Source organism: Pseudomonas sp. B2021, from assembly GCF_018135665.1.
Taxonomy (GTDB): Bacteria; Pseudomonadota; Gammaproteobacteria; order Pseudomonadales; family Pseudomonadaceae; genus Aquipseudomonas; species Aquipseudomonas lactis.
This window is the reverse complement of sequence record NZ_SMOF01000001.1, coordinates 864787-878977: the sequence shown is the minus strand read 5'-3', so window position 1 is coordinate 878977 and position 14191 is coordinate 864787. Positions and strand designations below refer to the sequence as shown.

The following is a 14191-nucleotide window of genomic DNA, read 5'->3' as shown; positions in this document are numbered from 1 at the left end:
CCACGCAGAGCGTGGGAACGATCATCCTAACGAGGTTTTTGAAATGAATGTTTTGATCATTGGCAGCGGTGGCCGTGAACACGCCCTGGCCTGGAAAGTAGCCCAGGACCCACGCGTGCAGAAAGTCTTCGTGGCCCCCGGCAACGCCGGTACCGCCATCGAAGCCAAGTGCGAAAACGTCGCCATCGACGTGCTGGCCCTGGAGCAATTGGCAGATTTTGCCGAGAAGAATGTTTCCCTGACCATCGTCGGCCCGGAAGTGCCGCTGGTGGCTGGCGTCGTCGATCTGTTCCGCAGCCGTGGCCTGGATTGCTTCGGCCCTACCGCTGGCGCCGCCCAGCTGGAAGGTTCGAAAGCCTTCACCAAGGACTTCCTGGCTCGCCACAAGATCCCGACGGCCGATTACCAGAACTTCACCGAGATCGAGCCGGCCCTGGCTTACCTGCGTGAAAAAGGCGCACCAATCGTGATCAAGGCCGATGGCCTGGCTGCCGGTAAAGGCGTGATTGTCGCCATGACCCTGCAGGAAGCCGAAGACGCCGTGCGCGACATGCTCGCCGGCAATGCTTTTGGTGACGCCGGTTCGCGCGTGGTCATCGAGGAATTCCTCGACGGCGAAGAAGCCAGCTTTATCGTGATGGTCGACGGCAAGAACGTATTGCCGATGGCCACCAGCCAGGACCACAAGCGCGTCGGCAACGGCGACAGCGGCCCGAACACCGGCGGCATGGGTGCCTACTCCCCGGCGCCGGTGGTGACCGCCGACGTGCACCAGCGCGTCATGGACTTGGTGATCTGGCCAACCGTGCGTGGCATGGCCGATGAAGGCAACGTGTACACCGGTTTCCTCTACGCCGGCCTGATGATCGACAAAGCCGGTAACCCCAAAGTCATCGAGTTCAACTGCCGTTTCGGCGATCCGGAAACCCAACCGGTGATGCTGCGTCTGCAATCGAGCCTGGTGCTGCTGGTAGAAGCCGCCCTCGCCCAGGCCCTGGACAAGGTCGAAGCACAATGGGACCCACGCCCGAGCGTTGGCATCGTACTGGCGGCCGGTGGCTACCCTGCCGACTACGCCAAGGGCGATGCGATCGAAGGCCTCGACGCTGCCGCTGCGCTGGAAGGCAAGGTGTTCCATGCGGGCACCGCGCTCAAGGACGGCAAAGTTGTAACCGCCGGTGGCCGCGTATTGTGCGCCACCGCGATGGGTGCCAGTGTCGATGCCGCGCAACAACAGGCGTACAAACTGGCGGCGAAAATCGACTGGAAGGGCTGCTTCTACCGCACCGACATTGGCTACCGTGCCATTGCCCGCGAACGCGGCGAGAACAACTGAGCAGCTACACTTGCAGTAGCTATCCGTTCGGTTAGGTAAGGGCCTTTGGCCCTTGCCGTACCCTGTCGCCCCGCGCATAGTTAACCCGTGCATCCAACTACCGAAGGGATTTCGCCGTGCGCTGGCTCAGGATCGCCATAGGTTTCACAATCAGTCTGCTGACTTTGCTCTGCTTGCTACCGGCCCAGGCCGCCGCGCAAGGCAGTGGCTGGGCGGTATTGCTTGATGAACAGGCCGACCTGCAACTGAGCGACATCCGTTCCGCCCGCTATACCAATCAATTCAGCCCCATCGAACTGAACCGCATCACTGCCGCGCAGCCGGACGGTGCGTTGTGGGTGCGTTTCAGGTTGCAGCCCGGCAAGCACGAACAAGTGCTGCGGGTTTTCGCCCCGGACCTGTCCAGCCTCAGCCTGTACGTGCTGGACGGCGACACCCTGGTGGAGCAACAAATCACCGGCACTCGCCAACCCCAGGCTGAGCGCCCGCTGCCCAGCAGTGACTTCATGTTACCGATGCCCCAGAGCCAACAGCCTCTGGAGGTGTACCTGCGGCTGGTCTCGGAACACGAACTGCGCCCTTACATCACCCTGGAACCTGCAGTGCTGGCCGCGGCCAACCAGAACCAGACGCTGATCTACGGCCTGCTGTTCGGCGTGCTGTCGATGCTGATCCTGCACAACCTCACGCGCTTCGCCTACCACCGCTCGCGCAGTAGCCTGTGGCTGGCCGCGTGCGAGTTCCTGTTGATGCTTAGCCTGGCGCTGCTACTCAACCTGGTGGGGCCGTGGCTGCCGAACTGGCACGCGATCCAGACCCCTGGCGCCTACCTGGCCCTGTTGCTGACCGCACCCTGCGGGCTGATGTTTGCCTACCGCTTCTTCATGCCCCTGGGCCCGCACCCGCTGAACAAAGTGCTGATGGCCGACATCCTGCTGATCGTCCTGTGCGGCCTGCTGCTGTTGTTCGTCAACACCTTGCCGTTGAACATCATCACCTATGCCCTGGTCGCGCTGGCAGGCCTGAGCATGCTGTTTGTCTCGGCCTATCACTGGCAAAAAGGTTACCGCCCGGCGCGCCTGTTCGTGGCGGCCATGGTGGTGTTCAACATCGGCACGCTGATCATCCTGCCCGCCCTGCTCGGCCTCACCCTGGTGGCGCCACAAGGCCTGATCGTCACCCTGCTGAGCTTTATCTGCCTCAGCGGCCTACTGATGAGCCTGGCCCTCGGCGAGCGCCAGCGCGCCATTGTCGAAACCCGCTTCAGCCTCAGCCGCGACCTGGCGGCCAGCAACGCCGAAATCGCCGCCAAGGCCGAGTTCCTGGCGAAGATCAGCCACGAAATCCGCACCCCCATGAACGGCGTGCTGGGCATGACCGAGTTACTGCTGGGCACTCCCCTGTCGGTGAAGCAACGCGACTATGTGCAGACCATCCACAGCGCCGGTAACGAGTTGCTCACCCTGATCAACGAGATTCTCGACATTTCCAAGCTCGAATCCGGCCAGATCGAACTCGATGATGTGCAGTTCGATCTCAATGCCTTGATCGACGACTGCATGAGTATCTTCCGCGCCAAGGCCGAGCAACAGAATGTCGAGCTGATCAGCTTCATCCAGCCCCAGGTGCCACGGGTGATCAGCGGTGACCCGACGCGACTGCGCCAGGCTTTACTGAGCCTTCTGGAAAACGCCCTGCACAAAACCGATGAAGGCGAAGTGCTGATCGTTGTCGCCCTGGATGAGCGCAGCACCAAGCCGCGCCTGCGCATTGCCGTGCAAGACAGTGGCGTACCCATGGAAGCTGCCGAACGCGACGCCCTGCTGCACAGCGAACTGCACAGCAAGAACTTCCTGTCGGCGACGCGCTTGAGCGGCCACCTGGGCCTGGTCATCGCCCGCCAGTTGATCCTGTTGATGAACGGCGAGTTCGGCGTCAAGAGCGGCAGTCACCAGGGCAGCACCCTGTGGCTGACCCTGCCGCTGGACCCGGAACGCCTGGAGCACCCGACCAGCGACCTCGACGGCCCGCTCAAGGACGCCCGCGTGCTGGTGGTGGACGACAACGACACCTGCCGCAAAGTGCTGGTGCAGCAGTGCACGGCCTGGGGCCTGAACGTCAGCGCCGCGCCTTCGGGCAAGGAGGCCCTGGCGCTACTGCGTACCAAGGCGCACCTGCGTGATTACTTTGACGTGGTGCTGCTGGACCAGAACATGCCCGGCATGACCGGCATGCAACTGGCGGCGAAGATCAAGGAAGACCCGAGCCTTAACCACGACATCCTGCTGATCATGCTCACCGGCATCAGTAACGCACCGAGCAAGATCATTGCGCGCAACTGCGGGATCAAGCGCATCCTCGCCAAACCGGTGGCGGGCTATACCCTCAAGACCACCCTGGCCGATGAACTGACCCAGCGCAGCAAAGGTGCCCTCGTGGCACGCCCGGCCCCCAGCGCACCGGCCGCCATCACCGTGCCCAGCGATTTCCGCATCCTGGTGGCCGAAGACAACAGCATTTCCACCAAAGTGATTCGCGGCATGCTCGGCAAGCTCAACCTCAACCCAGACACCGCCAGCAACGGCGAAGAAGCGTTGCAAGCGATGAAAGCCCAGCGCTATGACCTGGTCTTGATGGACTGCGAGATGCCGATCCTCGATGGTTTCTCGGCCACGCAGCAACTGCGGGCGTGGGAAGTGAGCCACCAACGCGTGCGTACGCCGGTGGTGGCGCTCACGGCGCACATTCTCTCGGAACACAAAGAACGCGCACGCCAGGCGGGCATGGACGGGCATATGGCCAAGCCGGTGGAGCTGTCGCAGCTGCGCGAGCTGGTGGACTACTGGGTGGCGCAGCGCCAACAGCGCCCGGAACACGCCCCATCCTGAACCTGAAATACCATCCCCTGTGGGAGCTGGCTTGCCTGCGATCCAGTCAACTCGGTGATTCAGGCACACCGAGTCGATGCCTTCGCAGGCAAGCCAGCTCCCACATTTGATCTCTGTCAGATAGACTCCTCCCCACTTCCCCCGCCCGCGAGCCACCCCCATGCTCCATGTGTTATTCAGCGTGTACCTGAAGATGCTGGTGCTCTACAGCCCGTTCTTTGTGCTGTCCTGCTTTATCAGCCTGACCCGTGGCTATTCCAGCAAGGAGCGTCGGCGCCTGGCGTGGAAAGTCGCACTGGCCACCCTGGTATCAAGCGTGCTGCTCTACCTGTTTGGCCGGGTGATTTTCAGTGTGTTCGGCATTACCGTCGACGCGTTCCGCATCGGCGCCGGCAGCGTGTTGTTTATCTCCGCCCTGGGCATGGCCCAGGGCAAGTCGGCGGTGCAGACCGACAATGTGCAGCAGGACGTGACCATCGTGCCGCTGACCATCCCCCTCACCGTCGGCCCCGGCACCATCGGCGCCTTGCTGGTGATGGGGGTCAGCCAACCGCACTGGGATGACAAGCTCACCGCCATCCTCAGTATTGCCCTGGCCAGCCTGACGGTGGGCGTGGTGCTGTACCTGTCCAACCGTATCGAACGCATTCTCGGCGACCAGGGCTTGCAGATTGTCAGCCGGTTGATGGGCCTGTTCGTCTGCGCCCTGGCCGCACAAATCATTTTTACCGGGGTACGCGGCTACCTGGTGCCCTAGATCCGGTATTTGGCGATCGCCATTTCGACTTTGTCACCGGCGCTTTCGCGCATCAGTTGTATGGTTTTCTCGTTGACCATCGAGGTATTGAGCACCAGGCAAGTCTGCCCGCTGAAGGCCTCGAACGAGGAACTGTCCCACTCCAGGAACGGCAGGCCCACCTGTTTATCCACACCATGGGTGCTGTAGGTCACCAGCACCATGATCAACTCGCCGTCTGTTTCAGCGCAGGAGGCCAGGCCGAAATCGCCGCCCTCACGCACCGCGCAATTGCGCTTGAACAGCTCGAAAGACGCTGGCTGACGCTTCAATGCGTCCAGCGCATCGGCGGCCAGTTTTGGCAATGCGCTGAGCAACGGCCCGGACAGCGCCGTCGACGTCAGCATCGAGGCGATGATATTCAGCGCCGCCAGTTGCACCGTCAGGCCCTTGCCCGCACGCGAGACTCGCTCAAAGCGACTGCGCAGCGGCAGCCACCCCAGGCTGACCATGACCTTGATAAATTCCTCGTACCACGCCTCGCTGCCCCGCTGGACCTTCAGCACATCGCTCACATAACTGCTGGCCAGCAGATAGCTTTTGCGCACGTATTCCCGGTTCAACGCCGACAAGCCTTCGGCAAACGAAATCACGCCGTTGTTCACCACGGCCGCATTGCAATCATCCTCGCTATCCAACACTGCCGTGGCCTGCCTGGCAGGTGCGCCCGGTAACTTGTAGGCGGCAATCAACTTGCGCCTTTTTTTGCTGTTGATCCTTCTGTGACGTCGCTCCATTTTCTGTTCTCCACAAACACCCCACATGGGGCTTGCTTCCACACTAGTCCAGGGAGCAGCGGGGTTTCCATGCGACAAACATCCCTTGGCCTGCCCCGCCCAAAACCAGCGCCCAGCAATAACAAGGTGCGAGCGGCAGGCTTCTGGTTTTCATCGCAGAAAAAAGAAAAAGCCCCGAACAACACCAGAGCAATCCCTGGGTTATTCGGAGCTTTCCGGCAGCCAACGGGGCTGTTTTCAGGAGTTGGGTTTGTCGCCATACCAACGTGGCGTGTACACCCACTCGCCGCCACCGGCGCGGGGGAACACACAGGTGGTGGATGAACCGATCAGCACCATGGTACGCATGTCCACCTGCTCGGGGGTCAGTTGCCCCAAGGTGGTGACGCGCAGCGTCTGGCCTGGGCGGCCGATGTCACGGCCCAGCACCACTGGCGTCTGTGGCGTGCGATGCAGCGCGACGATCTCCAGGGCGCGCCCCAGTTGCCAAGGCCGCGACCGCGAGATCGGGTTGTAGAACGCCAAGGCCAGGTCGGCCTGGGAAGCCAGGTCCAGGCGTTTTTCGATGATCGACCAGGGCTTGAGGTTATCCGACAGCGACATCACACAGAAGTCATGCCCCAGCGGCGCGCCCGCCTGGGCAGCGGTGGCCAGCGAAGCGGAAACCCCCGGCAGGATTTCCAGGTCGACCTGATGCCAGGCCGGCTCACTGGACTCGTGCAGCGCTTCGATCACTGCCGCAGCCATGGCGAATACGCCAGGGTCGCCGGACGACACCACCACCACCGAACGCCCTTGCGCAGCCAACTCGAAAGCGTGGCGAGCGCGCTGCATTTCTTCGCGGTTGTCAGTGCAGTGTTGCACTTGATCGTCCCGGAACGGCCCGGCCATGCGCACGTAGGTTTCATACCCCAGCACATCGGTGCAACGCGCCAGTTCCGCCTTCACCGCCGGCACCATCAGTTCAGCGGCGCCGGGGCCCAGGCCGATCACCGCCAGACGCCCGCGCGGGCGCCCCACCTGTGACAGGTCCAAGGGCTGCTCGGCCACGGTAATGCTGATATCCGCAACGGGTGTCAGCGCAGCAAAACGCAGCGGTACGCCCAAGGCCGACGCAGCTTCATGCAACGACGCGTCAGCCATCTGCAGGTCGCTGGCCAGCAGGCAGGCCAGGGATTGCACGGCCACACCCGCCTCCTGCAGCGCCGTGCGCACACGCTCGGCCAACTGCGCACCCGGCCGGCAGGTGACGTAGACATTCTGCGGGTAAATCAGCAACTCGTTGGCTGCCGGTGTGCGTTCGGCACTGCCTACATGAATCGCCAGGCGCGCTTGTTGATCCTGAGGCAGGTTAGCGTCCTCCAGCCATGGCGCCGTGCCTTCGATACGCACGCTTTCGCCGGCCAGAAGGTCGGAGACAAAGCGTTTGCCCAACTCGATATCGGCCAATTGATAGCCCGCCGGCGGGTTGAGCAGGCAGGTGCCAAAACGCAACTCGCCGCTGGTAGTGATGGCGGCGGACACACCGAGTGCCGCTGCAATGTCGCGCGCCATAAGGTTCACGCCACCCAGGCCACCGAGCAACGGCACCACGGCGCTGCCGTCTTCGGCCACCGCCAGCACGGCGGGTTCCTCGCCCTTTTCCAACAGCAACGGCGCCAGGGTGCGGATAACAATACCCGCGGCGCACAGGGCAATCAGTGGCGTGCCCTGCTGATAGAGCTGACGCAACGTGGCGCCGAATTCGCTGTAGGTGCGGTCTGCACCTTCAACCCGTGTGGCCAGGCCGTGGATCAACGCGCCGGGGTAAACCTGCTGGAGCTTGCGCGCAGTCGCCAGGCTGCCCTGGCCCAGAATCACAATCGCCGGGGTCATCAACCTTGCCACCGTTCACCGGGCACGATGATCAGTGAGAAATACGGCGAAGACATCGGCTCCACCTGGTCCAGCGGCACGATCTTCTGGTTGGCCATGGTCGCACGCTCCACATACAACGCCCGCTCGGCCAGGCCCAACTCTTCCAACACCTGGCGCACCTTCGGGAAGTTGCGCCCCAGCTTCATGATCACGGCGGCATCGGCATCCGCCAGGCGGCGCTTGAGGTCCTCATGGGGCAATACGCCGGAGAGCACCGACAAGCTCTGGTTGCGATACACCAACGGCGCACCGAGTACCGAGGCGCCACCGAGCATCGAACACACGCCTGGAATCACCTCGGCGTCGTAGCGCTCGGCCAGGCGGTCATGCAGGTACATGTAGGAACCGTAGAAGAACGGGTCCCCTTCGCAGATCACCGCCACATCGCGGCCTGCGTCCAGGTGCGCGGCCACGTCGAGGCTGGCGTTGTCGTAGAAGTCGCTGATCACCTGCTCGTAGGACAGCGGCGCGGGCAGCACTTCGGTGGTCACCGGGTACACCAGCGGCATCAGGGTCTGTTGCGGCACCAGGTGGTCCTCGATGATGCCGAAGGCGTTGCCCTTCTTGCCCTTGGCCACGAAGTACGCCACCACCGGCGATTCACGCAGCAGGCGCAGGGCTTTGAGGGTAATCAGTTCGGGGTCACCGGGGCCGACGCCCAGGCCGATCAAACGTCCGCGCACCTGCATTATTCGACCTCCGTGGCCAGGGCATTGACGGCGGCGGCAGCCATGGCGCTGCCGCCCAGGCGGCCTTGCATGATCACGAACGGCACCCCACGGCTGTCAGCGGCGAGCATCGCCTTGGATTCGGCGGCGCCGACGAAACCGACCGGGAAACCCAGGATCAACGCCGGTTTCGGCGCGCCGGCATCGAGCATTTCCAACAGGTAGAACAAGGCGGTCGGCGCGTTGCCGATCACCACCACACTGCCTTCCAAATGCGGACGCCACAGTTCCAGGGCCGCGGCGGAACGGGTATTGCCCAACTCGCGCGCCAGCTCGGGCACGCTGTCATCACGCAAGGTGCAGATCACCTCGTTATTGGCCGGCAGACGCGCACGGGTCACGCCCTCGGAGACCATCCGCGCATCACACAGGATCGGCGCACCAGCGGCCAGCGCATCGCGCCCGGCCTTGCCCGCACCTTCGGAAAACTGCAGACCGTCGATGGCCTCCACCATGCCGCACGCATGGATCACCCGCACCGCGAGTTTTTCCAGGTCGGCCGGGATGCGGTCCAGGTTGGCTTCCGCGCGAATAATGGCGAAGGAGTTGCGATAGATCTCCTGACCGTCGCGGATGTAATCAATCATCGGTGTTGCTCCGTGGGCGAGCGCGTAACAGGGCGCCCGCCGCTTCAATGGAAAGAGTGCGCGCGTGCAGCCGACCGAAACCCGGGTGGGCTGCGTCGCGAAAATAGAGGTCGTAGTGACCGGGGCTCACCGCCAGCAACGTGACTGGCGCGGTGTGCGCGGCGGCGCAAGAGCGCGGGCAGCCGGACAGGTGAGCTTCGACGCCCGGTTGCAGCGCGGCCAGTTGCACCGCGTCGGCCTTGGTATCGGCCAAGCCCTTGCCGCAACCGCTGGAGCCGGTGCAGGCGATCATGCGCGCCAAGGGATGGTCGGTTGAACACAGAAAGCCCAGTTGCGCCAAGCCTTCGGTCACGGCGCCAGGGCGTTCAATGTTGGGCAGCAGCACGCCTTGCCAAGGGGTGAAGCGCAAGGTGCCGTCGCCATACTCGCCGGCCAGTTGCGCCGCGCCCTGGAGCATCAGCGAATCAAGGCGGCCCAATGGCGCGATTGCCGCGACGTAAAACTGATTCTTTTGAGTCTGTGGATAACTGCCGATGTGCAGCAATGCATCGCTCGCCGGGCGTTTGAAGCCCTGCGCCGACAGCAGCGGCAGGCTCAGACGGCTCACTACGTTATCCACAGGCAGATGACGCATACGCGTTTGCTCGGGCGTCGCCAGGTCGAGAAAGGCCTCCAGCACCGCTACCACCAGCGCATGGCCCTGGTCCAGCGGCACCGCCGCCACGGGCGCATCCACCCCCGGGCAGCCGGCCAGGCCGAACGCCAACAGCGTCTGACCCTCGCGCACAAACGCCGACAGCCACAGGTCATGGTGATGCTCCAGCATCGCCAGGGCTTCACCGCCATCGAGCTGTATCGCGAACTTGGCCGACAGCTGGTGGAACCGCGCATGGTTTTGCAAGGTGGCAAGAATCTGTGTCGCCAATGGGCGAGTATCGAACCACATCTGCGGGTCGATCCCGGCGCTGGGGCTGAGCATCAGGTTGCGCACGTCGTCACCGGCCGCGTTATTCGGGCCGAGGCCGGCGGCGAGCAACCGGGCGATCAAGGCGTCCTGCTCGGCGCCAATGCCGCGGATCTGCAAGTTGGCGCGGTTGGTCGCCTCGATCACCCCGCCCGCATACATGCGAGCCGCGTCCGCCACGGCGTTGGCCTGATCCGCGGTGATCGAACCACCGGCCAGTTTGATCCGGCAAATGCCGCCGTCCAGCGCCTGGACAATACGCAGCAACCCCGGACAAGCCGAGGGGCGCAAGGTATTCACAGCGGGCATTGGGTTCACGGGGCTACCGGTTGACAGGTAAAGGCGCGGTATTATGCCTGCTTTGTCCGACGGCATGAAAAGCCTGCCCGTCGGATGTCGTTCAAGGAATTGATATGTCGCCCTGGCTGACGGTTGTAGGCATCGGTGAAGACGGCTTCAAGGGCCTGGGCAGGAATGCCCGGCACGCCCTGTTGCGCGCCACGCGGATTATAGGCGGCCAACGCCAGTTGGACCTGTTGCCGCTGTGTATTGGTGGCGAACGCCAGGTGTGGCCGAGCCCGTTTTCCCTGGAGCCGGTGCTGTCGCGGCGTGGGGAGCCTGTGTGCGTTCTGGCCAGTGGCGATCCGATGTTCTATGGCGTCGGCGCCAGCCTGGCGCGGCAAGTACCAGCTGAAGAGTTATTGATTTTGCCCGCGCCATCGTCGGTATCCCTGGCGGCGGCGCGCCTGGGCTGGCCGTTGCAGGAGGTGGTGACGTTATCCGTGGTGGCTCGCCCGGTGGCGGCACTTAATGCGCATCTGGCCAGTGGCGTGCGCTTGTTGGTGTTGAGCAATGACGGCAGCAGCCCCGCGTTGATTGCGGCGTTGTTGGCCGAGCGCGGCTTTGGCCCCAGTCGGATAACTGTGTTTGAACATTTGGGCGGCCCGGCTGAGCGGCGTATCGGCGGGCACGCACAAGCGTGGGAGCACATGGCGGTTGCCGATTTGAACCTGGTCGCCATCGACTGCCTGGCCGATGCCAACGCACCGCGTCTGTCGCGCCTTGCCGGCTTGCCCGACGCGGCTTTCAAGCACGACGGCCAACTGACCAAACGCGATGTGCGCGCCATGACCCTCGCCCGCCTCGCCCCCATGCCCGGCGAACTGCTGTGGGACGTGGGCGCGGGCAGCGGCTCCATCGGTATCGAATGGATGCGCACGCATCCAAGCTGCCGCGCCGTGGCAATCGAGGCCGACGCAGGCCGTCAAAGCCTGATCGAACACAACCGCGATGCCCTCGGCGTGCCTGGCCTGCAGCTGGTTCGTGGCAAGGCGCCGGAAGCGTTAAACGGCCTGGAAGCACCGGACGCTATTTTTATCGGCGGCGGCGTCACCCGCGACGGCGTGCTCGACACCTGCTGGCAACACCTGCGGCCCGGCGGGCGGCTGGTCGCCAATGCCGTGACCCTGCAAAGCGAAATGACCTTGATGACCTGGCGTGCCAAGCATGGCGGCGAACTGACCCGCATCCACGTGGCCCAGGCGCAGCCACTGGGCGAGTTCGATACCTGGCGCCAGGCGCTGCCGATCACGTTGCTGGACGTGGTCAAACCGTTATGAAAAGGATTCTGCTGCTGGGCGGTGTCACCGAAGCACTGGCCATCGCCCGAACCCTGGGGCCGGAACATATCTACAGCCTGGCTGGCGTGGGCCGCGTGCCGACCGACCTGACCTGCCAGGTGCGGGTCGGCGGCTACGGCGGTAGTGAAGGCCTGGCGCAGTTTGTACGTGCCGAACGCATCAGCCTGATCCTCGATGCCACACACCCCTATGCGGCTCAGATCAGCCGCAACGCGGCCAAGGCTGCAAGGGCATGTGGCGTGCCTTGCTGGGCATTACGCCGCCCGGCCTGGCAGCCGCAGCCGGGGGATGATTGGCGAGAGGTCGCCGACTGGGCCGAGTTGGTCGAAGCGCTCAAACCCTTCAAGCGCCCGCTGTTCACCTTGGGTCGCGAACCCTTGCAGCACCTCGACGAAATCCCCGCCAACCAGTTCTGGACCTTGCGCGCACTGGATGTGTATCCGGGCAATGAGCGCTGTGAAGTGATCGGCGCACGCGGGCCGTTCCTCATCGAGGACGAGCGGGCGTTATTCGAAGAACGGCGGATTGATGTGCTGATCAGCAAGAACAGCGGCAGCACCGCCACCGAGCCGAAGCTGGAAGTGGCGCGTGAGCAGGGGGTGCCGGTGTTGGTGTTGAAGCGGCCGGTGTTGGCTCAAGTAGACAGGGAATTCCTGTCGTCTGAAGAAACACTCAGCGCGTTGGCAAACTTCACTCGATGAGTCAGGATCGCTCGCCTGCTTGATTAGTAACCTATTTGTTACCTTCAAGATGGCTAATGATTGAGATCGAAGAATACCAACGCGACAACGATTCCAGTCCGTTCGATGAGTGGTTTTCATCCTTGAGTGTCCCAGCGGCAACTCGAGTTTCAACCGCTTTAGTTCGGCTTGAAACAGGCAACACCAGCAACATCAAGTGGTTCGATGGGCTAGGCGAATACCGTATCGACTGGGAACCCGGCTTGCGAATCTATTTGATACGAGAAGGACATCGATTAATCATCCTGTTCGGTGGTGGTGATAAGTCCAGTCAAAAGCGCGATATCAAGGTCGTAAAGTCGCTGATTAATGAGTATCAGCGTGACAAGAAATTGAAACAAAAGAGGTGACCAGCATGGCGCTTACCCGTAGCTACAAACACACCATCGCTGAACGTGCCCAGCGAGACCCTGCATTCGCCCAGGCGCTTCTCGACGAGGCCGCTACGCTATTTCTCAATGGCGAGCCGGAAATATCTCGCGTGATCCTGCGTGATTTAGTCAACGCCACAGTAGGCTTTGAAGGCCTTGCCAAACAAACCGCCAAACCTAGCAAAAGCCTGCACCGAATGCTTTCGGCCAGCGGCAACCCCAGCATGGATAACCTTGCGGCGATTTTTGCCGTGATTAGAAAAGCCCTGGGTGTCGATATGCAGGTCCACGGCGTACCCGCCGCATAATTTGCAATATCAACCAGCATGAATGCACAGCAACGTCAGCGGTGCTACAGGCAATCAGCATTCTTTAAACGCCACAATCTCATGTGGGAGGGGGCTCGCTCCCGATTGCAGTAGCGCAGCCAGCAAATCAGCAACTGACACACTGCTATCGGGAGCAAGCCCCCTCCCACATTTGTACTGTGTTGCTAGCGGCTTGCGGCTGCCCCCGGCCCGACACCACTGTGCACCCGATCAGCCAGCAACTGCGCCAGCTCGATCAACTGTGCAACACCCAGCAACTCCTCTCGTTTAGGGCCTTCCAGGTCAAAGGCCAGGTCGCAACTCAGCGCATTGGCCGAGGCGAGTGTTTCGCTGAGGTTGACCAGCAGGTCTTCGGTGCTGATTCCATCGGCCACGGTAAATAGCCGGATGGGGGTATTGAGGGTGTTTTTGTTCATTGTGAAGCTCCTTAACGCAAGGGGAGCTTAATCAATCCGGGCCGCGACGCCCGACCGCTTCGTTTGCAGCGGTGTAAGGAGACTAGATATGGAGTGTCCTAGGGGCAACCTCAAAGCCGTGTAAGACGTTTCTGTTTTTCCCAATACCTAGCCGAACGGACAGTTGTTTGGCCTTGCGCCTGCCAGCACCATCTTTCTTGCGCCATTTGCGCGCCATTTCCTTTGCATAAGTCAGTGCCACGACTGTGTTTGGGCCCTCCTGTGCGGATAATAAAAAGGACGAAACATGAAAGACACCGCTACCGAAAGCCAACCATCAACTCGCCCAATCAAAGCCATCTACGACTACGCGACGCTCGGCTCGGGAACACGTATGGGCGGAGAAATTATCACTGCAAGCACCAGCCTCGAGATCCATGACTTGCACATCGCATGCGTCGGCGACCGAGTGCGCTACCCCGATGGCAAAGAGAGCGAAATTGTCTCGGGAGCAGGTTTCGCAGCCACCTACAAAGGTCTGCCCATCGCCATTGTCGGCAGCGCTACCGACAACGGCGACACCGTGACGAGCAGCCTGCAAAACCTGGCTCAGGTGGTGGAGTACGCGGACGGCGAGGGTATTCCTGGTCTTCTAAAGGCTGGTTATCGCGTGGAGAGTCAGATGTGAGGCGCTACAACATCACCACCGGTTCAACCACCACGGTGGGTGGCAAGGTAACCAGCGGTTGTGAGGGCACCAGTT

The 14191-nt window shown here is 62.3% G+C and carries 14 protein-coding genes; 8 read left to right on the top strand and 6 right to left on the bottom strand.

Going from position 1 to position 14191, the window contains the following annotated elements:
* Positions 1–43 precede the first annotated feature (43 nt).
* The 3 genes from purD (at position 44) to E1K68_RS03835 (ending at position 4981) form a co-directional block, all read left to right on the top strand.
* A complete protein-coding gene (gene purD / locus E1K68_RS03845; RefSeq protein ID WP_003188167.1) occupies positions 44–1336 on the top strand; it encodes a phosphoribosylamine--glycine ligase in 1293 nt (430 codons plus the stop codon).
* A 116-nt stretch (positions 1337–1452) separates the two neighbouring features.
* Positions 1453–4224 (top strand): hybrid sensor histidine kinase/response regulator, encoded by a 2772-nt coding sequence (locus E1K68_RS03840; protein ID WP_003188166.1) that lies wholly within the window; start codon positions 1453–1455, stop codon positions 4222–4224.
* 160 nt (positions 4225–4384) lie between these two features.
* Entirely contained in the window at positions 4385–4981 is a 597-nt protein-coding gene (locus E1K68_RS03835) for a MarC family protein (RefSeq protein WP_003171467.1), read from the top strand.
* Here the strand turns inward: E1K68_RS03835 and E1K68_RS03830 are convergent.
* From E1K68_RS03830 to cobG, 5 genes are all read right to left on the bottom strand, one after another.
* Positions 4978–5757, bottom strand: a complete 780-nt coding sequence (locus E1K68_RS03830; protein ID WP_034134791.1) for a hypothetical protein — start codon at positions 5755–5757, stop codon at positions 4978–4980. The two genes, E1K68_RS03835 and E1K68_RS03830, sit on opposite strands and share 4 nt — an antisense overlap.
* 237 nt (positions 5758–5994) lie before the next feature.
* Positions 5995–7632, bottom strand: coding sequence for a precorrin-3B C(17)-methyltransferase (gene cobJ / locus E1K68_RS03825; protein WP_003188164.1), 1638 nt, complete (start codon positions 7630–7632; stop codon positions 5995–5997).
* Complete coding sequence (locus E1K68_RS03820) at positions 7632–8363, bottom strand: precorrin-2 C(20)-methyltransferase (protein WP_032893769.1); 732 nt, start codon at positions 8361–8363, stop codon at positions 7632–7634. Before E1K68_RS03820 ends, cobJ begins: the two co-directional genes overlap by 1 nt.
* Positions 8363–8989, bottom strand: a complete 627-nt coding sequence (locus tag E1K68_RS03815) for a precorrin-8X methylmutase (protein ID WP_034134789.1) — start codon at positions 8987–8989, stop codon at positions 8363–8365. The genes E1K68_RS03820 and E1K68_RS03815 overlap by 1 nt, the downstream gene beginning before the upstream one ends.
* Entirely contained in the window at positions 8982–10328 is a 1347-nt protein-coding gene (cobG, locus tag E1K68_RS03810) for a precorrin-3B synthase (protein ID WP_212613799.1), read from the bottom strand. The genes E1K68_RS03815 and cobG overlap by 8 nt, the downstream gene beginning before the upstream one ends.
* Before the next feature lie 38 nt (positions 10329–10366).
* Here cobG and cbiE point away from each other — a divergent pair, with 38 nt between their 5' ends.
* The 4 genes from cbiE to E1K68_RS03790 are packed head-to-tail and all read left to right on the top strand — an operon-like array spanning position 10367 to position 13012.
* On the top strand, positions 10367–11572 hold the full coding sequence (gene cbiE / locus E1K68_RS03805) for a precorrin-6y C5,15-methyltransferase (decarboxylating) subunit CbiE (RefSeq protein ID WP_212613798.1): 1206 nt from the start codon (positions 10367–10369) through the stop codon (positions 11570–11572).
* Complete coding sequence (locus E1K68_RS03800) at positions 11569–12294, top strand: cobalt-precorrin-6A reductase (RefSeq protein ID WP_212613797.1); 726 nt, start codon at positions 11569–11571, stop codon at positions 12292–12294. Before cbiE ends, E1K68_RS03800 begins: the two co-directional genes overlap by 4 nt.
* A 56-nt stretch (positions 12295–12350) precedes the next feature.
* Positions 12351–12683, top strand: a complete 333-nt coding sequence (locus tag E1K68_RS03795; RefSeq protein WP_057709629.1) for a type II toxin-antitoxin system RelE/ParE family toxin — start codon at positions 12351–12353, stop codon at positions 12681–12683.
* Positions 12684–12688: 5 nt separating this feature from the next.
* Positions 12689–13012, top strand: a complete 324-nt coding sequence (locus tag E1K68_RS03790; RefSeq protein ID WP_014716718.1) for a transcriptional regulator — start codon at positions 12689–12691, stop codon at positions 13010–13012.
* A 185-nt stretch (positions 13013–13197) separates the two neighbouring features.
* On the opposite strand, the gene E1K68_RS03785 is transcribed toward E1K68_RS03790, so the two are convergent.
* Entirely contained in the window at positions 13198–13449 is a 252-nt protein-coding gene (locus E1K68_RS03785; protein ID WP_137205319.1) for a DUF6124 family protein, read from the bottom strand.
* A 286-nt stretch (positions 13450–13735) separates the two neighbouring features.
* Between E1K68_RS03785 and E1K68_RS03780 the strand changes: the two genes are divergently transcribed.
* Positions 13736–14116: a PAAR domain-containing protein gene (locus E1K68_RS03780; RefSeq protein WP_212613796.1), complete on the top strand. Its 381-nt coding sequence runs from the start codon at positions 13736–13738 to the stop codon at positions 14114–14116.
* Positions 14117–14191: the final 75 nt, after the last annotated feature.